The organism is Castellaniella sp., assembly GCF_041675725.1.
In the GTDB taxonomy this organism is placed as follows: Bacteria; Pseudomonadota; Gammaproteobacteria; order Burkholderiales; family Burkholderiaceae_B; genus Castellaniella.
Map to the genome: position 1 here is coordinate 1 of NZ_JBAYTI010000003.1, position 22,859 is coordinate 22,859.

The following is a 22,859-nucleotide window of genomic DNA, read 5'->3' on the forward strand; positions in this document are numbered from 1 at the left end:
ATCGTCGCGGGCGCCCTGGATGCCTTCATGCAGCATCTGGACGCCCACAGCCTGGCGGACGTGCTTCCGCCAGGCGCGAGAACCGCAAGCACTGCCGCCGTAGCCCGTGGGGATGTCACTGCACCAGAGGCGAATCGGCCCCCTGCATGGGGATGCCGCTGATGTGCGCGCCCCCGACCAGCTGTTGCAGGTATTGGTGCACGGCACGCCGATAGCTGGATTCTTCGAGCCAAGCGGCGAGGCTGTCGTGGACGGCCTCGAAGGCCAGCGCCCGCCCTTCGATTTTGTGGCCGATGCGCACGATGTGGAATCCGAAACGGGTTTCAACCAGTTCACCGCCCAATGAGAATTCTGGCAGGGCAAAGACGGCCTTTTCGAATTCGGGCACCATCTCGCCCCGGCGTAGTTCGCCCAACCCCCCCCCTTTGGCGCCCGTCGGGCAATTGGAATAGCGGCGCGCAAACGCGGCGAATTCGCCCAGCCCCTGCCGATGCAGATCGGCCAGAATGCTGGTGGCCCGCCCGCGCAGCTTTTGCACGTCGAGCCCCGAGGTTACCTGGAACAGGATGTGCCAGGCCTCGACCACGTCGCCTTCGCGAAATTCATCGGGATGCTGCTCGAAATAGCGCCGGCAACTGGCCTCATCGGCCTGCGGTGTGTGCACGTCGTGCGCCAGCACGGCCGCCAGCAGGGATGCGTCGCAGTCGGCCTCGAGGCCAAGATCTTGGGCCCTCTGGCGGATCAGCTCGCGCAAGACGAGTTCCTGCCCGGCCGAGAGGCGCGGATTCGGCTCCTGACCGTGCAGCCTGGACTGGGCCAGGACCTGGTCTTCGGTGATGGTGATGTCGTTGACCGTGATCATGTTGCCTCCTTAGCGCGGCCGCACCAGCTGCCAGGCACGGGTGAGATACGAAACCGACGCAAATCCGGACCACACGTGCACCAGGCGGGTGAACGGGAAGATCACGAACAAGGTCATGCCCAGCACCATATGCAGCCGGTAGATGCCCGGCACCGTCTGCATGGCGGCCACCGCCGTGGCGGGGCGCAGGGTGACGATGGCCTGAGCCCAATCGCCCAACAGAACCATGAGCGCACCATCGGTGTGGTGCACCGAGGTGAACAGCGAGGCGAGCCCGGCCAGCAGGACCAGGAGAATCCACAGCAGGCTCACCCAGTCGCCCACCGTGGAGTTGTGCGCCAGCCGCGCATCCGTCCAGCGGCGATGGATGAGGAGCACGAGGCCGGCCAGGCAGATCAACCCCAGGATGGCGCCCACCACGATCGCCAGCAGCTGTTTGAACGCCGTGGAAATCCCCAGGGCATGATAGACGGCCGGCGGCGTGAGCAGGCCCACCAGATGAGTGAAGAACAGGGAGATGATGCCGATGTGGAACAAGTTGCTGCCCCAGTTGAGCGAGCCATGGCGCAGCAGCTGGCTGGAATCGCTCTTCCAGGTGTACTGTTCGCGCTCGAAACGCACCAGACTGCCCAGGAAGAAGATGGCCAGCGCCACATAGGGATAGACACCAAAGAAAAAGAGATCAAAAGCGGCTTTCATGGGGGTCACCTCAAACAGGGTCGGCCGAACCGGCTGGGCGCCGGTGCGGGGCGCGGATCACGACGGGTTGCCCATCGGCCGGGCGGGGCGGACGGGGTTGCCGTGGCTGGAGCATCGCGGGGGTTTCCAGCCCTTCGGCCTGCGGACCGAATGTGATCATGGTTTCTTCCAGTGCGCCTTCGGGCGGCTCTGGCAATGCTTCGGGCTGGACATCCGTCATGCTGCGCAGCTGCACGAAAATGCAGGCATAGGGGCTGTGCGATTCGGCCAGCTTGTCGCCCAGGCGGGCCAGCACGTGAATCGCATCGCCCAGCAAGGCATCTGCCGAGTCGGCGGGGATCTGACCGAGGAATTCGAGAAACAGCGGAACGTAATCCGGCAGCTCGGTCGTGCTGGGCGCCAGCCCGTGCTTCAGGTATTCGTTCTGCAGGTCTACCATGGCCTGGCCGCGATCGCGGGATTCGCCGTGAACGTGCTCGAACAAGTGCAACGAGTGGGCGGCACGGCGGTCGAACGTAGCGACATAGTGCTCTTGCAGATCGATCAGGTCCTGACCATGCTGCAGATGATCGAAGACGGGCGCCAGCGTCTGGCGAACCGGGGTGGGCAGGGCATCGGACAATTCTGGCAAGGCGTCGAGAAGCGCCTGTTCGGGGTAGCCGAGCAGCGCCGACAGCACCGAGAACACGGACGTTTCTTGAAGGAGCGGAATATCGTGAGTCATGCGCATCCCCTCAGGCCGTCCGCGCCGGATCCAGGAACACCACCGTCGGCTTGCGCTTGGCACGCGGTTTGCCGAACAGCGATCCCTCGGAGGACCCGCTCGAACAGCCGTTGCCAAAAGTGAAGCCGCAGCCCCCCCGCATTTCGAAGGCGTTTTCAGCGCTTTCACGGTGGGCCGTGGGGATCACGAAGCGGTCTTCGTAGTTGGCAATGGCCAGATAGCGGTGCATGTCCTCGACCTGGTGCAGGCTCAGGCCCACCTGCTCGAGGATGTCCGGGCGCTCTTGACGATCGACCGAACGCGCCCGCATGAACGCCCGCATGCCCAGCATGCGCTCGAGTGCGGTCGCCACCGGCGCCTCGTCACCCGCGGTGAGCAGGTTGGCCAGGTAGCGCAAGGGAATGCGCAGGGACTGGACATCGGGGATTTCCCCAAATGCGCCGATGTGGCCACTGTTGGCTGCCGACTGGATGGGCGACAGGGGCGGCACGTACCAGACCATGGGCAGGGTGCGGTATTCGGGGTGCAGCGGAAAGGCGATCTTCCATTCGACCGCCATCTTGTAGACCGGCGAGTTGCAGGCCGCGTCGAGCCAGTTCTCGGGGATGCCATCGGCCAGCGCCTGGCGGCGCACTTCGGGGTCGTGGGGATCGAGAAAGAGATCGAGCTGCGCCTGATAAAGGTCTTTTTCGTTGGGCACGCTGGCGGCCGCCTCGATGCCATCGGCATCGTACAGCAGCACCCCCAGGTAGCGAATGCGCCCCACGCAGGTTTCGGAACAGACCGTCGGCATCCCGGCTTCGATGCGCGGATAGCAGAAGATGCATTTTTCGGCCTTGCCGGATTTCCAGTTGTAGTAGATCTTTTTATAGGGGCACCCCGAGATGCACATGCGCCAGCCGCGACACTTGTCCTGATCGATGAGAACGATGCCGTCCTCGGCGCGCTTGTAGATCGAGCCCGACGGGCAACTAGCCACGCAAGTGGGATTCAGGCAGTGCTCGCACAGCCGGGGCAAATACATCATGAAGGTGTTTTCGAACTGCCCGTAGATGTCTTTTTGCACATCCTCGAAGTTGTAGTCTTGTGAACGCTTGGAGAACTCGCCCCCGAGGATTTCTTCCCAGTTGGGACCCCATTCGATTTTTTCCATGCGCTGCCCGGTAATGAGCGAGCGTGGCCGGGCCACCGGCGGCGTACTGCGTTCGGGCGCTTTTTGCAGATAATCGTAATCGTAGGTGAACGGCTCGTAGTAGTCGTCGATCTGGGGCAGGTTGGGGTTGGCGAAGATGCGCGACAGGAGTTTGATCTTGCCGCCCTGACGCGGCTCGATGCGGCCGCTGGCCTTGCGCCGCCAGCCCCCGTTCCAGCGATCCTGGTTTTCCCAGTCTTTGGGGTAGCCCACCCCGGGCTTGGTTTCGACGTTGTTGAACCAGGCGTACTCCATGCCCTCGCGAGACGTCCAGACGTTCTTGCAGGTGATGGAACACGTATGACAGCCAATGCATTTGTCCAGGTTCAGGACCATGGCCACTTGTGCGCGGATTTTCATGGATACAGCTCCTTCAGTCCGTGTTCTGGGCAGCGACGGCGAGTTCATGGGTTTCGTCGAGCCAGTCGATGTTCTTCATCTTGCGCACGACCACGAACTCGTCGCGATTGGACCCCACTGTGCCGTAGTAGTTGAAACCATAGGACAGCTGGGCATAGCCGCCGATCATGTGGGTGGGTTTGATCACCGTGCGAGTCACCGAATTGTGGATACCGCCCCGCTTGCCCGTGATTTCGGAGCCCGGCACGTTCACGATCTTTTCCTGCGCGTGGTACATCATGGTCATCCCTTCGGGCACCCGTTGGCTGACCACCGCACGGGCCACCAGGGCCCCGTTCACGTTGAAGACCTCGATCCAGTCGTTGTCGACGATGCCGGCGCGCGCCGCATCGACTTCGGACATCCAGACGATGGGCCCGCCACGCGAGAGCGTGAGCATGATGAGGTTGTCCGAATACGTGGAGTGAATGCCCCACTTCTGGTGCGGCGTGATGAAATTCAGCACCACGTGCGGCTCGCCGTTGGAGAACTGCTGCTCGAGCATGGGCTTGATGGTCTTGGTATCGACCGGCGGGCGGTACACGCACAACGCCTCGCCGAAGTCGCGCATCCAGGGGTGATCCTGGTAGAGCTCCTGGCGGCCCGTCAGCGTGCGCCAGGGGATGAGTTCGTGCACGTTGGTGTAGCCGGCACTGTAGCTGACCTTGTCGGACTCGATCCCCGACCAGGTGGGTGACGTGAGGATTTTGCGCGGCTGAGCCTGCAGATCGCGAAAGCGGATTTTTTCGTGTTCGCTGGACTTCGCCAGGTGCGTATGGTCGCGCCCGGTGATCTTCGACAGGGCTTGCCAGGCCTTGACGGCCACGTGGCCGTTGGTTTCGGGCGCCAGAGACAGGATGGTTTCACAGGCGTCGATGTCGGATAGGATACGCGGCTGCCCCTGGCTGACGCCGGGTTCGCGCTCGCGCCGGTTCAACTGCCCCAGGAATTCGACTTCTTCCTTGGTGTCCCAGGCGATGCCCTTGCCGCCATTGCCCAGCTTTTCGGCCAGCGGCCCCAGCGACGTGAAGCGCTTGTAGACGTTCTTGTAGTCGCGATCGACCACCATCATGGCCGGCATGGTCTTGCCTGGAATGAGATCGCACTCGCCCTTGCGCCATTCGCGCACGTCGAATGGGTCGGAGAGCTCGCCCGGGGAATCATGCTGCAAGGGCTGCAGGACGAGATCCTCGTTGGGCAAGTCTGCATCCTGGGCGAGTTCGGAGAATTTGTGGGCCAGCCCCTTGTAGATCTCCCAGTCGCTGCGGGATTCCCAGATGGGATCCACGGCCGCCGACAACGGGTGGATGAAAGGGTGCATGTCGGACGTGTTGAGGTCGTTTTTCTCGTACCAGGTCGCCGTGGGCAACACGATGTCGGAATACATGCACGTCGTGGACATGCGAAAGTCCAGTGTCACCAGCAGGTCGAGCTTGCCCTGCGGGGCGTCATCGTGCCAGGCGACCTCGAGTGGACGGGCCTCGCCCGACTCGCCCAGGTCCTTGCCCTGGACGCCGTGTTGCGTGCCCAGCAGGTGCTTGAGGAAATATTCGTGCCCCTTGCCCGAAGACCCAAGAATGTTCGAGCGCCAGACGAACAAGTTGCGTGGATAGTTGTCGGGATGATCGGGGTCTTCGCAGGAAAACCGCAGGGTGCCGTCGCGCAGCCCCTGGATCGCGTACGCCTTGGGATCGACCCCGGCCGCCCGCGCCGCGCGCACGACCTCGAGCGGGTTGGTCTGCAGCTGCGGAGCCGTGGGCAGCCAGCCCATGCGCTCGGCGCGCACGTTCATGTCGATCAGGCTGCCCTGATACTTGCTGGCATCGGCCAGCGGCGACAGCAATTCGGGCACCTGCAGTTTCTCGTAGCGCCATTGGTCGGTATGCGCGTAGAAGAACGAGGTGCCATTCATGTGCCGCGGCGGGCGCAGCCAGTCGAGGGCGAAGGTCAGCATGGTCCAGCCGGTTTGCGGACGCAGCTTTTCCTGGCCGACATAGTGGCACCACCCGCCCCCGGATTGCCCGACGCAACCGCACATCGAGACCAGGTTGATGATGCCGCGGTAGGCCATGTCCATGTGGTACCAGTGGTTCAGCCCGGCCCCCAGGATCACCATGGACTTGCCTTCGGTCTTGTCGGCGTTGTCGGCGAACTGGCGCGCCACGGTGATGACGTGCTGGCGATCGACGCCCGTGATGCGCTCTTGCCAGGCGGGGGTGTAGGGCACGTCGTCATCGTAGGATGCCGCGACGTTGCCCCCCCCCAGGCCGCGGTCGATGCCGTAGTTGGCCACGAAGAGATCGAACACGGTGGTGACGAGAACGTCGCCCTCGGCCGTGGCCACCCGCCGCACAGGCAGGTTGCGCACCAGGATCTCGTCGTGGCTGGTGCCCTGGAAGTAGTCGTGCTGCTGGCCGCCAAAGTACGGGAAGGCAACGGGCACGACCTCGTCGTAGGCCTCGAGCAGCGACAGGCGCGGCAGGATGTCCTGGCCCCCCGCGTCTTTCAGATCGAGGTTCCACTTGCCGGCGTCTTCGCCTTCTTTCTGGCCCCAGCGAAAGCCGATGGATCCCTGGGGCGCCACCAGGTCGCCCGTGTTCTGGTCGTAGACCAGTGTCTTCCATTCGGGATTATTGTGCTGCCCCAATTGATCGACGAGATCGGACGCCCGCAGCTTGCGGTCGGCCACGTAGTGATCCCCCTGACGCACCAGACGCACCAGGAACGGCATGTCGGTGTATTGGCGGCAGTAGCGCTCGAAATAAGCGCTCTTGCCGGCGAGGTGGAATTCTTTGAGGATGACGTGGCCCATGGCCAGCGCCAGAGCGGCGTCGGTGCCTTGCTTGGGATGCAGCCAGATGTCGCCGAACTTGGCGCCCTCGGCATAGTCGGGAAACACGGACACCACCTTGGCCCCCCGATAGCGGGCCTCGACCATGAAGTGGGCATCGGGCGTGCGGGTCTGCGGCACGTTCGAGCCCCACAACATGATGAAGGTCGAGTTGTACCAGTCGGCCGATTCACTGACGTCGGTTTGTTCGCCCCAGGTCTGCGGGCTGGAGGGCGGCAAGTCGCAGTACCAGTCGTAGAAGCTGAGCAGGGACCCCCCCAGCAGCGACAAATAGCGGCTGCCCGAGGCATACGAGACCATGGACATGGCCGGAATGGGCGAGAAGCCGGCGATGCGGTCGGGGCCATGACGCCGGATGGTGTGGATGTTGGCCGCCGCGATGATTTCATTGACCTCGTCCCAGGTGGAGCGCACGAAGCCCCCCAGGCCGCGGCGCGTCTTGTACTGGCTGGCCCGGTCTGGATCGGTGGCGATGGTCTGCCAGGCCTGCACGGGCGTGAGCGTCTTGCGCAGCTCGCGCCACTGGCGGGCCAGGCGCCCGCGCACCATCGGGTATTTGACCCGGTTGGCGCTGTACAGGTACCACGAGAACGTGGCCCCGCGCGGACAGCCCCGGGGTTCATGGTTGGGCATGTCGGGCCGCGTGCGCGGGTAGTCGGTCTGCTGGGTCTCCCAGGTGACGATGCCGCCCTTCACGTAGATTTTCCAGGAACACGAGCCCGTGCAGTTCACCCCATGGGTGGAGCGCACGATCTTGTCGTGCTGCCAGCGATTGCGGTAGGCGTCCTCCCAGGTGCGGTCTTCGTGCACCACATTGCCATGGCCATTGGAAAACGGCTCTTTCTGACGGGAAAAATATTTGAGGCGATCGATGAAATGGCTCACGATGTAGGCTCCGTTGGAAAGATTGGGACAAGCATGCGGGGCGCGCTGCCCTCAGCAGCGGACCTCGGCATGCTTGCGCGAGTAGTACCACCATGTCACGGCCAGGGACACGGCGTAAAAGACGACGAAAAACAGCAAGGCGGCCTGTGGCGACCCGGTGAGGTCGAACGACGTGCCGAAACTCTTGGGGATGAAGAACCCCCCATAGGCCCCCATTGCACCACTGAAGCCCAGGACGGCGGCGGACTCTTTCGAGCCCTCGGTAGCCGCCCGGACCGGATCGCCGGCAGGGCCATGGCGCCGCTCGGCCAGGGTGGTGAAGATGGTGGGAATCATGGCGAACGTGGAGCCGTTGCCGATCCCCGTCAGGAAGAACAGGAACAGGAAGCCCAGCAGGAAGCCGACGAAGCTGCCAGCCGACTGCGCCGAGGGCAGCGAAAACATGACCACGATCACCCCCAGCACCATCCAGAAGAACGTCCAGAAGGTGACGCGCGCCCCGCCCATGCGATCGGACAGCCAGCCCCCGAACGGGCGCGCCAGAGCGCCCACCAGCGGGCCCAGCCAGGCATACTGCAGGGGGCGCACCGCAGGATACAAGTATTTGATGAGCAGCGGGAAGCCGGCGGAAAAACCGATGAAGGAGCCGAACGTGCCGAGGTACAGAAAGCACATGATCCAATTGTGCTTGCGTTTGAAGATCACTGCCTGATCGCTGAAAGAGGCCTTGGCGTCGGCGATGTCGTGCATACCGACCCAGGCCAGCATGGACACGATGATGATGAACGGAACCCAGATGAAGGCGGCGTTCTGTGCCCAGACCTCGACTGGCCCCCCATGGGCACCCGACAACTGGGCCAGTTGGGGTTCGCCCGCCCAAGGCCCGAGCACGCCCAGGCTGATGACCAGCGGAGCCAGAAACTGCACGGACGACACGCCGAGGTTACCCAAACCCGCGTTCAGCCCCAGCGCCGAGCCCTTGCGCTCTTTCGGAAAGAAAAAGCTGATGTTGGACATGGACGACGAGAAATTGCCCCCGCCCAGCCCGCACAAGAGCGCCAGCATCAGCATGGTGGAATACGGGGTTTCGGGGTTCTGGACCGCCAGCCCGGCACCGATGGTGGGCAGCAGCAGGCTGGCCGTGGTCAGCGCCGTCCAGCGGCGCCCCCCGAAAATAGGCACCATGAACGAATAGAAAATGCGCAGCGTGGCCCCCGACAGCGCCGGCAGTGCCGCCAGCCAGAAGAGTTCGTTTTCGGTGTACTGAAACCCCAGATTGGGCAGATTGACCGCCACCACGCTCCACATCTGCCAAACGGCAAAGGCGAGAAACAGCGCCGGGATGGAGATCCAGAGATTGACATTGGCAATGGCGCTGCCTTCGCGGATCCAGAAGGCTCGGTCTTCGGGCGTCCAGACCGTGAGCAGACGGCCACGGCGGGCCGGAGGCGAGGCATCGGGAGTGGGGCGCATGAAAAGCTCCGAAATCTGAAGCTCTCACGATAAACCACACGGTGCATGCGGACTATGATCTGGATCAAACCTCGTGGCGATCCCGGACCCCAGGCCCCTGGACCCCGTGACGCGGCGGCCGGGGCCGTATTGCGGCCCCGGCCTGGGTGTCAGACCCGATCGCAGCGTATGGTGATGGGATGGTGGCGCAGGCCTTCGATGACTTCTTCGGTGACTTCGCCATCGACATCGGTGATGGCATAACCGATCTTGCCGCGCGTCTGCAGTTGCTGGCTGACGATGTTCAGGCCGAACTCACCCATGAGGTTGCTGAGCGCGCCCATGGCCCCGGGCACGTTCTGGTGCACGTGAATGACGCGGGCCGTGCCGGCCTGCTCGTGGTAGGAGATCTCGGGGAAATTGACGGCGCCCTTGGTCGTGCCGCTATTCAGGTACAACTTGAGCTTTTCGGCCACTTCGCGCCCGATATTTTCCTGGGACTCTTGCGTACTGCCGCCGATGTGGGGCGTGAGAATCACGTTATGCATGCCGCGCAGCGGGCTGTCGAGCGCCTCGTCGCGGCTCTTGGGCTCGGTGGGGAACACGTCGATGGCGGCACCCGACAGATGCCCCGACTTGAGCGCCCGATGCAAGGCGGTGATGTCGACCACCGTGCCCCGCGAAGCATTGATGAGTATGCTGCCAGGGCGCATGGCCGCAATGGCCTCGGCATCGATGAGATTGGCCGTTTCCCTGCCCCCGGGCACGTGCAGGGTGACCACGTCGGCCTGGCCCAGGAACTTCTTGAGGGACGTGGTGGCATGGGCATTGCCCAGCGGCAGCTTGGTGTCGATGTCGTGATACAGCACCCGCATGCCCAGGGCTTCCGCCAGGATGCCCACCTGCGTGCCGATGTTGCCGTAGCCAATGATGCCCAGGGTCTTGCCACGCGCCTCGTAGGCGCCCTCGGCGGTCTTGTCCCAGAACCCCTCGTGCACGCGGGCGTTTTTCTCGGGGATCCGCCGCAAGAGCAGGATGGCCTCGCCCAGGACCATTTCGGCCACCGAGCGCGTGTTGGAAAATGGCGCGTTGAAGACCGGCACCCCCTGCAGGGCAGCCGTTTCGAGATCGACCTGGTTGGTACCGATGCAGAAGCAGCCAATGGCACGCAATTCGGACAGGCGGGAGAGGACGTCCTGATCCAGTTGTGTACGCGAACGGATGCCCACGACTTCGGCCCCCTGCAGGGCCTCGAGCAAGGCCGGGCCGCTGAGCGCCCCGGTATGTGTGACCACGTCGTCGAAGCCCGCTGCAGTGAAGACCTCTTTGGCGCTGGCGTGGATGTTCTCGAACAGCACGATGCGTGACATGATTTCCCTTTTCATGCAAAGCGTCTATTGTCCGATATTTTTCTGTCCCGCGTAAGGGTCATCCCGAATTGCCCATTCTGGCAGCATCATTTTCCACGTGATGAAAAAAGGATCGTGTTAGCCTATGCGAGTTGACTTCGCATCCGATTCCGGCCCTCCATGACCCAGAGCACCCCGCTTTCCCATTCCACGCACCCCGCATCCGCCCCTGCCGTACCGTTTGCGCGCACCCCCAATCTGGCCGAACCGGACACCGGCCGGCTGCGGGCCGCACTGCGCAACTATTTCGTCGAAACGTTCGATCGCTATGAATCATTGTTCGACTGCCTGGCCGACGGCGATGCGGCCTGGGTCGTCAAACCCATTTCCCTGCGCCATCCGCTGATCTTCTATTTCGGCCACACTGCCACGTTTTTCGTCAACAAGCTCATGCTCACGCGCATGATCAATACGCGCATCGATCAGCACATGGAGTCGATCTTCGCCGTCGGGGTCGATGAAATGAGCTGGGACGACCTGGACGACAGCCACTACGACTGGCCGACCGTCGCCCAGGTGCGCGCCTACCGCGACCAGGTACGTACGCTGGTACTGGGCCTGATCGACCACGCGCCGCTGCAATCCCCCATCAACTGGCAAAACCCATGGTGGGCGATCATCATGGGCATCGAACACGAACGCATCCACCTCGAGACCTCTTCGGTGCTGATCCGGCAGCACGCGCTCCAGTATGTCCGCCCGGTGGCGGCCTGGGCGCCCCAGGCGGACGACGGCCGCGAAGCCCCGCGTAACAGCCTGCTGCCGGTGCCGGCCGGCACGGTACGGATCGGCAAGCCATTCGACAGCCCACAGTATGGCTGGGACAACGAATACGGCACGCACGAGGCCCAGGTCGAGGCCTTCGAGGCAAGCCGTTACCTGGTCAGCAACCGTGAGTTCCTCACGTTCGTCGAAGCCGGCGGCTATCGCAATCAACGCGACTGGACCGAAGAAGGCCGGCAGTGGCTGGCCTACAGCCAGGCCGAACACCCCACGTTCTGGGTCAAGAAAACCCAGGGCTGGTTTCTGCGCCTGATGACCCAAGAAATCCCCATGCCCTGGTCCTGGCCGGTCGAAGTCAATTACCTGGAAGCCAAGGCCTTCTGCAACTGGAAGGCTGCCGAAACCGGGCAGCCGGTGCGCCTGCCCACCGAAGACGAATGGTACCGGCTGTACGACCACACAGGCCGCAGTGATCCGGGCTCAGCGCCCTGTGATGCCAACCTGCACCTGGACCACGGCGCCTCTTCCTGCCCGGTCGACCAGCACGCCCATGGCGAATTCTTCGACGTGGTGGGCAACGTCTGGCAATGGACCGAAACCCCGACCTACCCGTTCGATGGCTTCGACGTCCATCCCATCTACGATGATTTCACCACACCTACGTTCGATGGCCAGCACAACCTGATCAAAGGCGGGTCGTGGATCGCCTGTGGCAACGAAGCCGTACGTGCGTCACGCTATGCCTTCCGGCGTCATTTCTTCCAGCATGCCGGCCTGCGCTACGTGGTGTCGCATGCACCGGCCGAAGCCCCGGCCGCCTATTACGAAACCGACAAGCTGCTCTCCGAATATGCCGAATTCCACTACGGTGACAGCTACTTCGACGTACCGAACTTCCCACGCACCGTCGCGCAGTTGGCCATTCAGGCCATGGGCGGGCAACCCCGTCGCAGGGCCCTGGACCTGGGCTGCGCATCGGGGCGCGCCACGTTCGAACTCGCGCGCGCCTTCGAGCACGTCACCGGGGTAGACTTCTCGGCCCGCTTCATCAACCAGGGCGTGCAGCTGATGCAAAGCGGCCAGTTGCGCTATACCCTGGCCGACGAGGGTGATCTGGTATCGTACAAGACCCGTACGCTGGCCGAGCTCGGGCTGCAAGACACGCTTGCACACGTCGAGTTCTTCCAGGGCGACGCGTGCAACCTCAAGCCGCAGTTCACAGACTACGATCTGGTGCTCGCAGCCAACCTGATCGACCGGCTCTACGACCCGGCCCGGTTCCTGGACACCATCCATGAGCGCATCGTGGCCAACGGGCTGCTGGTCATTGCATCGCCCTACACCTGGCTCGAAGAGCACACCCCGCATTCGGCCTGGATCGGCGGCATCAAAAAAGACGGCGAAAGCTGGACGACGCTGGATGGCCTGCATGCCCACCTGGGCACGCACTTCGAACCCGTGGGCGAGCCCATCGACGTGCCGTTCGTGATCCGTGAAACGCGGCGCAAGTTCCAGCACACCTTGTCGCAACTGACCATCTGGCGGCGGCGCGGCTGACCAACCCCGAGCACGTGTCGGGCGGGACGTGTCGGCCCCCCACCGGCCGCCCGGGCTGTCAGGCCTGTGGCTATGCGTTGGCGTTCCGTAGGAACTGTTCGAAGGCTTCGGGTGCCAGGGGCCGGCTGTAATAATACCCCTGCACCATGTCGCAGCCATGCGCCAGCACGAATTCGAGCTGGGTGGCGTTGCTCACCCCTTCAGCGATCGTCTGCATGCCCAGGCTCTGAGCCATGCGGATGATCGTACTGGCGATCACCTTGTCGTCGGCATCCGTCTCCAGGTTGCGCACAAAACTGCGATCGACCTTGAGGATATGGAACCGCAGCTGTTTCAGATAGCTGAGCGACGAATAACCTGTGCCGAAGTCGTCGATGGCCAGGCGCACCCCCATGGCGGACAAGGCGTCTACCTGGCGCTTGATGAATTCCGTCGTTCGCATGGCAGCCGCTTCGGTGAGTTCGAGCGTCAGGCGGTCAGCCGGCACCTGTGCCTGCTCTAGTGCCTCGCGAACCCATTCGGGAAACGCGCCCTGCTGGAACTGCACGACTGAAAAATTGATGGCGACGTTGAGATCCGTGAACCCGGCGGCCCGCCAGGCCGCCAGCTGGCGCACCGCCGACTGCAGCACCCAGTGGCCGATCGAGACGATCAGCCCGGTGGCCTCGGCGATGGGGATGAATTCGTCAGGCGGCACATAGCCCCACTCGGACTTCCAGCGCAGCAGGGCTTCGGCCCCCACCACGCGTTCATCGGCCAGGGAAATCACAGGCTGATACACCAGGCTGAGCTCGCCGCGCGCAATGGCACCGCGCAGCGCCCCGCCCAATGCCAGCTGGCGCTCTGACTGGACCTGCATTTCGGCCATGAAAAACGAGATATGGTTATAGCCCTGCCGCTTGACGCGATTCACCGCGGCTTCGGCCTGCCCCAGCAGCGCATCGAATTCGCGGGCGTCTTCGGGGCACAGGGCGATGCCGATCGACAGCGTCAGCGAGACGGACTGCCCAGCCACGTCGACGGGATGGCCCATGGCCTCTTGCAGCAGGCGCGCCCGGGCCAGCGCCTCTTCTTGCCCGACGTCGTGCAGGAGCATGAGAAAGTCATCACCCGACATGCGCACCAGCATGTCGCGGCCTTGCAGGCCCACGTGCAGCCGCCGCGCCACCGCGACCAGCAAATGGTTGCCGGCCTCATGGCCCAGCGCATCGTTGACCCCCTTGAACTGATCCAGGTCGATCCAGAACAAGGCCAGATGCTGGCTGAAGCGCGCCGACGCGTCATAACGCTCGCGCATCAGCAGCAGGTTGGGCAGGCCGGTGAGCTGATCGTACAGGGAGAGCTCACGGATCCGTTGCGCCGCCTGGTGTTTTTCGGTGATGTCTTCCAGATGCGCCATGTAGCCCGAAACCAGGCCGACAGAATTGCGGATGGGAAACACCTTGGTGTCGAGGATGCGTCGCTCTTGACCCTGGAACACCAAGACCAGTTCACCAGCCCAGTGGGTTCCCTGCCGCATGGCTGATTCGAGGCTCTTCCAGACCGTGGGCGCCGTGTCCGATTCGAGCAGCTTGAGCGGATTCTTGCCCAGCAGCGCGTGTGGCGCCCTACCAAAGAACCGGGCGTACGCCGCATTACACAACTGGATGTGATATGCCGTATCGACCACGACGAACGGCAGCGGGCTTTGCATGACCCCGCGGCGCAACGTGGCCAGCACCTCTTCATCGCGCAGGCGCCGCGTGATGTCGCGTGAAATGACGATGAACCGCTCGGCGCCCGGGCGCGTGTCCGGCCGCGGCGCAACCGACAGCTCGAAACTGTGCATCCGGCCCTCGACCAGCAGGCCGACGATCTTGCCATGCGATACCCCGTGCGCTCTGGCTTCCTGCAGCGCATCGCGCACGGTCTGGCTGTCGGACTCGGAGAGGACGCCCTCGAGGGTTCTGCCCAGGAGACCATTTGGCCCCACTGGCAAGCCCGGTGCCTCGTCGTGCTGATAAAACTGCAGGCAGCGGCCGTCGGCATCGAGCTCGAGGACCCAGTCGGGCAGAGCGTGCAAAGTGGCCAGCATCTCGCTGCGCGATTGCCGTAAATCGGCGTAGGGACACAGCACGGTCTCCACGAAAATGGCGTGATACAGAAACAGGAATGCGAGCACCTTGTAGCTGTGGCCAATGAACATCCAGACATCCGACACATCCGTATACCGGGTGAAGAAATACTCGCTCTGCATCATGATGAAGGCCGCCGCAAACAGGCCACTGGCATTGAAACTGCGTGGTTCCCGCAAACGGACAAACAAGCGCAGCGCAGCCAGGCCGTACAGCGCCATGAGCACGTACTCGGCTATGATCTTGAAACGTGTCAGCCCTTTGCCCGGCACGAAGAAACGCGGCAGGACGTCCGGATCCCGAAAATACAGCCAGGCAGAGGACCCGACCAGCGCGAGCACCAGCAGGCTGCACCAGAACAGGGTATGAGCCGACCCCGTGATGCGCCAGGGCACGAACGCGACGCACAACAGCGCCACCCCCCCAAAGAGGCGGCCCAGCAACCAGAAGTAGATCGACTTGTTCGAATTGCCAGGCGTGATGAAATCCGGCATGCCATGCAAGGACAGCATGTGCAGCAGATCGAATACGCCCACCCCCAGAAACAGGCTCGCCAGCAATACCAGGTTGAGTGCGGGTTGCTCGCGGCGCACACTGCACACCAGGCCGTAGATCATGACCGAGACACTGACCGACAGCACCTCGAACGTGATATGCCAGGGGAGCGACAGGACCCCCGAGAACCTGTTCGACAGGTTGATCGAAGCGCTCAGCAGGAGACCCACCAGCAAGAAGGCGCTGATGGCTAAAGCACGGCGGGCCTCGGGTTGATGGCTCGGGTGGATTTGCATGTACGGCATGGTCTTGGGTTTGGAGCACTGTACCGCAAAACCCCGCCTGTTGGACAGGCTATCGGACCCAACCGACACGCGGGGCCAGCGCCCCCGCGGGTGTTCAGGAAGTGCGCGGCTGCACCGGTGCGAGCGCAGTCAGCCTGGCCCCGGCCACACAGGCCACCACGAATGCGGTCACCCACAGCATGAGGGCGGTGACCGGCTCGCCCAGCAGCCAGGCGGCCAGCAACAGCCCCAGAAACGGCTGCAGAAGCTGCAGCTGGCCCACGGCCGCGATCCCCCCTTGCGCCAGGCCCTTGTACCAAAAAATGAACCCGACCAGCATGCTGAAAATCGCCACGTACAGCCAACCCACCCAGGCGGAAAGCGGCACTGCGGCAGGATCTGCAGGCAGCCACACGAAGGCGAGCGGCACACTCAGTGGCAGGGATACCACCAGCACCCAGCAAATGACCTGCCAGGACCCCAGCCGACGCGCCAGGCGCCCGCCCTCGGCATAGCCATACCCGCAGCTGAGGATCGCCAGCACCATGAGGCCGTCAGCCCACAGGACCCCCGAACCGTCTTGGCTGAACGCAAAACCGACGACCGCCAGCGCCCCCAGCACGGCAAAGGCCCAAAAAGCACGCGAAGGCCTTTCCTGGGCCAGCCAGGCCCCGAAGAGCGCGGTCGTCATGGGCAGCAGACCCACGAACACCAGCGAATGCGCCGACGTGATGGATTGCAGGGCCAGTGCGGTAAAGAGGGGAAACCCCAGGACCACGCCCAGCGCCACCAGTATCAGCCGCGACCAGTCGCCCGGCGCAGGATAGGCTTGATACGTCTGCCGGCCAGGGCGGCGCGCGGCAAACGCCAGCATCAGGGCGGCGAGCACGCCCGCCAGCGCCGCACGCCCTGCCGTCACGAACAGCGGATCCAACCCCAGCACCGCGACCCGGGTCGCCGGCAAAGAACCGCTGAAGATGGCCATGCCGATGAAACCATTGAGCCAGCCGCGCGAAGTTGGAGTCATGACGTGTTCCCGATGTGATAACTTTCAGTGTAATGGAAAACCCGACTCTCGCATCCATGGCGCCCGTGTACTCTCAGAACGACATCCAAAATGCCTACCAAGGCCCTCTGTTCGACCAAATCGCCGCCCTGCCGCCGGCCTGGCAGGCGGCCCTGGCCGCGCCCCACGTGCACAAGGTGCTGTGCGAGCTCGACACCATGCTGCGCCGGCGCCTGGAGCAGGGGGCGGTGATCTTTCCCCTGAGACCCTTCAGGGCGCTACTCGAGACGGCGCCCGAGCACGTGCAGGTCGTGATCGTCGGCCAGGACCCCTACCACGGCCCCAACCAGGCTCAGGGCCTGGCTTTTTCGGTGCCGAACTTCTGCCCGGCGCCGCCCAGCCTGCGCAATATATTCAAAGAATTGGCGCAAGAATACGGTCCGCCGCCGGCCCCCCCAAAAAACAGCCTGGTCCGCTGGGCGCGGCAAGGTGTGCTGCTATTGAATACGTCGCTGACGGTCGAAGCCCACCAGCCCGCCTCCCATGCCCGCAAGGGCTGGGAGCACGTGACCGATGCGCTCATCATGCGGGTCCTCCAGGAGCCGCGCCCCAAGGTGCTGATGCTCTGGGGCAGCCATGCCCAGGCACGGCGCGCATTGCTGGATCTGCAGCCTCCGGCCGGGCCAGTCCAGGTATTGCTCGCGAATCATCCATCGCCCCTCTCGGCGCAGCGCCCGCCGCGCCCTTTCCTGGGTTGCGGGCATTTCAAGCGGGCCAATGACTGGCTCCAGGCTCAAGGTGAAGCGGGCATCCAATGGATGTAAGGAAAGCGCCTGCGGCCCTGTCCCTTCCCAGCCTGAGCGCGCCCGTGGCCATGGGCTATATTCCATTGGGCGCGCTATTCGGTTTTCTGTTTGTCCAGGCGGGCGGGCCCCCCTGGCTGGCCGTGGCCTCCAGCATCCTGATCTACGCGGGCGCCGCGCAATTCATGATGATTCCCATGCTGGCCGCCGGCCTGCCACTGAGCACCATCGGGCTGGCCACGCTGGTATTGAATCTGCGCCACGTCTTCTATGGCCTGTCGCTGCTGAACACCTTGCCCGCACATCGCTGGTCGCGCTGGTACGTGATTTTTTCTCTCACCGATGAAACGTATTCGGTGCTGACCGCCCTGCCCGCCGAATTGCGTGTACAGCGCATGACGCTGCTCAGCGCCCTGAATCAGGGCTGGTGGGTGCTGGGCACCCTCCTGGGCGCGGTGTTGGGGCGCCAGGTCGAGTGGGGCCTGAGCGGGCTGGATTTCGTGCTGGCCGCCTTGTTTGCGGTGCTCGCCGTGGAACAATGGCGCGCCCGGCGCGATGCCTTCCCCATTTGGGTGGCCGTGATCGCCTGGGGGATTGCGCAAGCCGTGTGGCCTGCCCAAGCACTGGCCATCGCCATCGGCCTGAGCCTGGTGGCGGTCGCCGTCAGGCCAGGCCCCGGTCCGGACAACCAGGCCCGGCCCCCCGTCAGCCAGACTCCCACCAGCCAGACTCCCACCAGCCAGACCCCCACGAGCCAGACCCCCACGAGCGAGCCCCCCAATCGATGAACGACGTCGTCTATCTGCTGGCCGCCATCGGCCTGATGGCCCTGATCACCTGGCTGCTGCGCGCCCTGCCCTTCATGGCGGGTCACTGGCTGCGCCACCATCCGCTGGTGCACAAACTCGGGGGCTCCCTACCCCTGGCGATCATGGTGCTGTTGCTGGTCGACACGGCCGCAAGCCAGGCACGCCACCACCCTGGCCTGCCATGGCCAGAATGCGCAGCCGTGGTGGTGGTCGTGCTGCTGCAATGGCGCCTGCGGCAAACGCTGCTGAGCATCGTGGCAGGGACGGCGACGTACATGCTGCTTCTCGGGCTGTAGCCCCAGCCGATCCATGGGGCCTGTTGATTCACGGGTTCTTTGCACGCGCGGCCCGTAAACGCCCCACGATGCCATCGGGAAACCAGTACACGCACAACACGAACAGCAATCCCAGCCACAGCAGCCAGCGCTGCGGCGCGAACAAAGCCTGCCAAAGCGGCTGTTCAGGCCACAACTCCGCAAGGACGGCAAGCACGTCCTGCAAATAGCCCTGAGCCAGCAAAAACAGGGCGGCCCCCAAAACGGCGCCATACAGCGTGCCCATGCCCCCGATCACACACATGAGCAGGATGAACACCATGAGGTCGAAGCTCAGGGTGTTGGTCGGGCTGACGTAGCGATTGAACAAGGCAAATGCAGCGCCCGCCAGGCAGGTGAGCAAGCCGGCCAGCACCACCGCGGCCGTGCGGTAACGCACCGTCCGATAGCCCAGCGCCCGCGCACGAAATTCATTTTCCCGAATGGCCAGCAGCACTTGTCCGAACGGAGACCGCACCACCCGCAAAAGAAGCAGCACGCCCCCCAGGGCCAGGGCGATACTCGCGTAATACACCAGATGCCGTCCCGTAAACCGCAGGGAATAGCGCGCCTGTTCCCAGGCCGTGGCGGGATCGGACCATAGCCCGCGCAGCAGGCGGGGCACGTCCAGCCCCGGAAGGCGGGTCTGGAAAACATCGTGCCCCGGGCCCAGTGCAGCGGGCAGCCTCACGCGCAGGCCATCGGCGCCGCCCGTCAGCGGATAGGCCTGCAGCACGAGGTGCAGGCAGGCAAAGGCGACGGCGAGCGTGGCCAGGGCAAAGAAAATGGCTTGTACGCGCAGGGTCAGTGCCCCCAGCACCAGCGCCAGCAGCAGGCTGAACAGCAGGGCAAGCCCGACACCCACTGCCACCGCGGTCAACGTGGGGCCCAGATGCAGCGTGGCCAGGGCCACGCCATAAGCCCCCAGGGCAAAGAACAGCGTATGGGCGAACGAGACCATATGGGCATAGCCCAGCATCAGGTCATAGGCGGCAGCCACGAGAATGAACACCCCCATGGTGCCCAGCAAGGTGAAGGCACGCACGTCGGCAAACAGGAAAGGGCCCCCCGCCAGACAGGCCAGCAACAGCAGCAAGACCGCCGAAAGCCACCGGCTAGCAGGCCGATCCCCCGAGAGCATTGCATCGATCATGGCGGCCACGTCACCCTGCCTAAGTGTCGGCCACGGGAATCAGGCCCCGTGGACGCCACATGAGTACCGCCATCATCAGCCCCACGACCGCGACCGAGGCCAGGGCCGGCAGCAGATAGCCGACGTACAGGTTGACCAGGCCCGCCAGCAGGGCGCCATAAAAACATCCGCGCACCGACCCCAGCCCGCCGAGGATGATCACCACGATGACCAGGATCAACAGCTCGTCGCCCATATGCGCCGTGATCACCTCCTGGTACAGACCCCAGAACATGCCGCCCAGCCCCGCCAGCATGGCCCCCAGGGTAAACACGGCCAGAAACACGGGCGCCATGCGATGCCCCAGCATCTCCACCATCTCGCGGTCTTCCACCCCTGCCCGTATTACGACGCCCCACCGGGTGCGCTCGAGCGCATGGATCACCAGCGCATACACCCCCAGGCCGAACAGGGCGGTCAGCAGACGAAATTTTTCCAGGGCGAGCCCGCCGACCCAGGGCACGGACTGCGGCAAAACCAGCGAACCGCGCAATAGATCCGGGCGCGGCACGGCGATCGGGCTGGCGCCCCAGAATCCCTGCAGCAGCTGGGTCAGGATGATGGCACCGCCGACCGTCACCAGCATTTGCTTGAGATAATTGCCATAGACGGGGCGTATGACCAGCCGTTCGAACACCGCCCCCACCAGCCCAGCGACCGACATGGCCAGCAGCATCGCCGGCAGCAGGGCCAGCCACTGACCCCATACGGTGTCGGGCAAGGCCTGCGCCCGCACGACCCACCACGTGGCCCCTGCGAACGCCCCCAGGGAGATCAGGGCCCCATGGGCCAGGTTCAGGACCCGCAACAGACCGAAGGCAAGCGTCATTCCGGAAGCCATGAGAAACAGCATCGACCCCATTGCCAGCCCGCTGAGCGTCAGGACCAGCCAGGTTTTCACACCCATCGACAGCAGCCCGGCCAGCAGGACCAACGACAACAACCGGTGATGGGGCCCGGGCAGCAACGTGCGCATCGCGGCCCTCACGCGGGTGGCCCGCCCAGATAGACCGCCTGCACGTCGGCCGAATCCATGACGCTGCCGGGCGAACCATCGGCCAGCACGCGTCCCTGGTGCAGGACGATGATACGCTGCGCCAACGAACGAACCACGTCCATCTTGTGCTCGATCAGCAAAATGACACGATCCGCCCGCTGGTGCAGCTGCGCCACCAGATCGAGCATCGCGGGCACCTCTTCCACCGCCATCCCGGCCGTCGGCTCATCCAGCAGGCAAACCACAGGATCCTGCGCCAGCAGCAAGGCCATCTCCAGCTTGCGTCGCGCACCGTGCGGCAATGCATGCACCGGCTGCGACGCCAGGCCGGCGAGCTGGACTTGTTCGAGACAAGCCATGCCCCGGGCCCGCATGTCCGGCCGCCTGTCGGCCCGCTGCCACAGGCTGGCCGCCCGACCCTGCCGGGCCGTCAACGCCAGGGCTACGTTCTCGATCACCGTCAGCGCCGAAAACAGCTGATTCATCTGAAAGACCCGGCCAAGGCCCCGCTGGGCGCGCTCTGGCATGCCCAACGCAGTGATGTCCACCCCGGCGAGATGAACCGTGCCGCGGTCGGGCCGCAACTGCCCCGAGAGCAGATTGAAGAACGTGGTCTTGCCGGCCCCATTGGGGCCGACGATGGCCACCAGGCTGCCGTGCTGAAACGCAAGGGACACCCCGTCGACCACGACCTGCCCGCCCAGCGACACGGCCAGGTCACGCACATCGAGCAGGTCGGTGCCAACCTGCGGGCCGCCCTGGGGCCCGCCCTGGGGCCCGCGCGCGGCATGGGACGGTGCGGACCCGCCGCCCACGCCGACCGTCATTCGCCGTTCTGGGGGGGTAGCGTGAGCTGCTCGACCGGAATGACGCCCAGCAGCTGAGGCACACCGGCTTGCACGGTACGCCCCGCGAACCAATCCGAGCGCTCTTGCGGCTGCAGCCTGAAGTGGTACATGACTTGCTGCGCTTGATGATCGGCCGGGCGGATGGTCTGCGGGCCCTTGGGCGAATCGAAGGTCAGGCCCTCGAAGGCCGCGATCAGGTCTTCGGCGTCCGAGGCGCCGCCGGATTTTTCGAGGGCCGCCACGATCGCCATGCCCTGCGCAAACCCCTGCGCAGTGAAATAATCGGGCGGCGTGCCGTATTTTTGCTGGTGGGCGCGCACAAAGTCATCGTTGACCGGGTTGTCGGGCAGTTCATAGTAATAATACGTGGCGCCTTCCATGCCATCGAACGGCGCATACGTGGTCAGGATGGGCATCATGTCGCCCGGTGCGGCCAGCCGGATGCCCAGGCGTTCAGGATGCAGGTCATTGATCCGCCCGATGGGGTTGCTGGCGCCGGCCCACATCGAGAAAATCAACCGCCCGCCCGGGCATTCGCCGGCCTGGCCCAGTGCGTCGAACAGGCGCTGTGCGGCCGCCGTGAAGTCTGTCGTGTCGAACGGCAGGTATTCTTCGTGCACCACCTGTGCGCCCCGTGCCTGGGCGCCGTTCCGGTAGACTGCCACGCTGTCGCGCCCGAACACGTAGTCTTGGGCGATGGTGGCGACGCAAGTGCCGGGCCCGGTCGATGCAATGGCATTGGCCGTGGCATAAATAGAGGAGCTCTGGCCCACCCGTACCACGTGCCGGTTCCAGTCTTTCCCGGTAATCGAGTCGGCCACCCCTTCCGGCATGATGATGCGCCCGTACTCTTCGGCCAGTGGCATGACCGCAACCGCCACGCCCGAGGACATGGGCCCGACCACCAGATCAACCCCGTCCTGGGCATACGCCTCTTCGACCAGGGCCCGGCCCCGGTTCGGATCCATCTGGTCGTCTTTCAGCGTGAGCACGAGAGGCCGGCCCGCCACCTGCATACGGCCGGAAGTCGCGTAGTCCAGCCCCATTTCGAGGCCGCGCTGCAACTGTTCACCATAGGCCGTGAAGGCGCCGCTCAGGCTGGTGATGTGCGCAATGCGTATGGGCTCGGCGGCCTGGGCGGGTGCGAGCCCCACAAGGGCGGCCAGCGCCAGCGCAGCAGCCAACACAGTTGGGTTGGACATGACGACTCCGAAAAAGACAGTAAGAAAGCCCCATTTTAGGAA

17 protein-coding genes are annotated in these 22,859 nt (G+C 64.2%); 4 read left to right on the forward strand and 13 right to left on the reverse strand.

What is annotated here, in order from left to right:
• Positions 1-115: 115 nt before the first annotated feature.
• The 7 genes from WCZ84_RS00940 to serA form a co-directional block, all read right to left on the reverse strand.
• The gene (locus WCZ84_RS00940; protein ID WP_372684377.1) at positions 116-862 is read right to left on the reverse strand and encodes a peptidylprolyl isomerase; all 747 of its coding nucleotides are present in this window, start codon (positions 860-862) and stop codon (positions 116-118) included.
• Positions 863-871: 9 nt separating this feature from the next.
• Positions 872-1,561 carry a respiratory nitrate reductase subunit gamma gene (gene narI, locus WCZ84_RS00945; RefSeq protein WP_372684378.1) on the reverse strand — a complete coding sequence of 230 codons (690 nt, stop codon included), beginning with the start codon at positions 1,559-1,561 and terminating at the stop codon, positions 872-874.
• Between the two features lie 10 nt (positions 1,562-1,571).
• Positions 1,572-2,285, reverse strand: a complete 714-nt coding sequence (narJ, locus tag WCZ84_RS00950; RefSeq protein WP_372684379.1) for a nitrate reductase molybdenum cofactor assembly chaperone — start codon at positions 2,283-2,285, stop codon at positions 1,572-1,574.
• Positions 2,286-2,295: 10 nt separating this feature from the next.
• The gene (gene narH, locus WCZ84_RS00955; protein ID WP_372684380.1) at positions 2,296-3,837 is read right to left on the reverse strand and encodes a nitrate reductase subunit beta; all 1,542 of its coding nucleotides are present in this window, start codon (positions 3,835-3,837) and stop codon (positions 2,296-2,298) included.
• Positions 3,838-3,850: 13 nt separating this feature from the next.
• Entirely contained in the window at positions 3,851-7,612 is a 3,762-nt protein-coding gene (locus tag WCZ84_RS00960) for a nitrate reductase subunit alpha (RefSeq protein ID WP_372684381.1), read from the reverse strand.
• Between the two features lie 51 nt (positions 7,613-7,663).
• On the reverse strand, positions 7,664-9,085 hold the full coding sequence (locus WCZ84_RS00965; protein WP_372684382.1) for a NarK family nitrate/nitrite MFS transporter: 1,422 nt from the start codon (positions 9,083-9,085) through the stop codon (positions 7,664-7,666).
• A gap of 149 nt (positions 9,086-9,234) precedes the next feature.
• Entirely contained in the window at positions 9,235-10,434 is a 1,200-nt protein-coding gene (gene serA, locus WCZ84_RS00970) for a phosphoglycerate dehydrogenase (protein WP_372684383.1), read from the reverse strand.
• A gap of 159 nt (positions 10,435-10,593) precedes the next feature.
• Between serA and ovoA the strand changes: the two genes are divergently transcribed.
• Complete coding sequence (ovoA, locus tag WCZ84_RS00975; RefSeq protein ID WP_372684384.1) at positions 10,594-12,753, forward strand: 5-histidylcysteine sulfoxide synthase; 2,160 nt, start codon at positions 10,594-10,596, stop codon at positions 12,751-12,753.
• A gap of 70 nt (positions 12,754-12,823) precedes the next feature.
• On the opposite strand, the gene WCZ84_RS00980 is transcribed toward ovoA, so the two are convergent.
• Together WCZ84_RS00980 and WCZ84_RS00985 are read right to left on the reverse strand one after the other, a co-directional pair.
• The gene (locus tag WCZ84_RS00980) at positions 12,824-15,658 is read right to left on the reverse strand and encodes an EAL domain-containing protein (protein ID WP_372684385.1); all 2,835 of its coding nucleotides are present in this window, start codon (positions 15,656-15,658) and stop codon (positions 12,824-12,826) included.
• Between the two features lie 103 nt (positions 15,659-15,761).
• A complete protein-coding gene (locus WCZ84_RS00985) occupies positions 15,762-16,673 on the reverse strand; it encodes a DMT family transporter (RefSeq protein WP_372684386.1) in 912 nt (303 codons plus the stop codon).
• Positions 16,674-16,729: 56 nt separating this feature from the next.
• Between WCZ84_RS00985 and WCZ84_RS00990 the strand changes: the two genes are divergently transcribed.
• Genes WCZ84_RS00990 through WCZ84_RS01000 form a run of 3 tightly spaced genes read left to right on the forward strand, consistent with a single transcriptional unit; the run spans position 16,730 to position 18,560 of the window.
• Positions 16,730-17,476: a uracil-DNA glycosylase gene (locus WCZ84_RS00990; RefSeq protein WP_372684446.1), complete on the forward strand. Its 747-nt coding sequence runs from the start codon at positions 16,730-16,732 to the stop codon at positions 17,474-17,476.
• Positions 17,467-18,243 carry an AzlC family ABC transporter permease gene (locus tag WCZ84_RS00995; protein WP_372684387.1) on the forward strand — a complete coding sequence of 259 codons (777 nt, stop codon included), beginning with the start codon at positions 17,467-17,469 and terminating at the stop codon, positions 18,241-18,243. Before WCZ84_RS00990 ends, WCZ84_RS00995 begins: the two co-directional genes overlap by 10 nt.
• On the forward strand, positions 18,240-18,560 hold the full coding sequence (locus WCZ84_RS01000) for a branched-chain amino acid transporter permease (RefSeq protein ID WP_372684388.1): 321 nt from the start codon (positions 18,240-18,242) through the stop codon (positions 18,558-18,560). Before WCZ84_RS00995 ends, WCZ84_RS01000 begins: the two co-directional genes overlap by 4 nt.
• A gap of 28 nt (positions 18,561-18,588) precedes the next feature.
• On the opposite strand, the gene WCZ84_RS01005 is transcribed toward WCZ84_RS01000, so the two are convergent.
• Genes WCZ84_RS01005 through WCZ84_RS01020 form a run of 4 tightly spaced genes read right to left on the reverse strand, consistent with a single transcriptional unit; the run spans position 18,589 to position 22,817 of the window.
• Positions 18,589-19,731 carry a branched-chain amino acid ABC transporter permease gene (locus WCZ84_RS01005; protein ID WP_372684389.1) on the reverse strand — a complete coding sequence of 381 codons (1,143 nt, stop codon included), beginning with the start codon at positions 19,729-19,731 and terminating at the stop codon, positions 18,589-18,591.
• 19 nt (positions 19,732-19,750) lie between these two features.
• The gene (locus WCZ84_RS01010; RefSeq protein WP_372684390.1) at positions 19,751-20,746 is read right to left on the reverse strand and encodes a branched-chain amino acid ABC transporter permease; all 996 of its coding nucleotides are present in this window, start codon (positions 20,744-20,746) and stop codon (positions 19,751-19,753) included.
• Between the two features lie 8 nt (positions 20,747-20,754).
• Positions 20,755-21,594, reverse strand: coding sequence for an ABC transporter ATP-binding protein (locus WCZ84_RS01015; RefSeq protein WP_372684391.1), 840 nt, complete (start codon positions 21,592-21,594; stop codon positions 20,755-20,757).
• The gene (locus WCZ84_RS01020) at positions 21,591-22,817 is read right to left on the reverse strand and encodes a substrate-binding domain-containing protein (RefSeq protein WP_372684392.1); all 1,227 of its coding nucleotides are present in this window, start codon (positions 22,815-22,817) and stop codon (positions 21,591-21,593) included. Before WCZ84_RS01020 ends, WCZ84_RS01015 begins: the two co-directional genes overlap by 4 nt.
• Positions 22,818-22,859 lie beyond the last annotated feature (42 nt).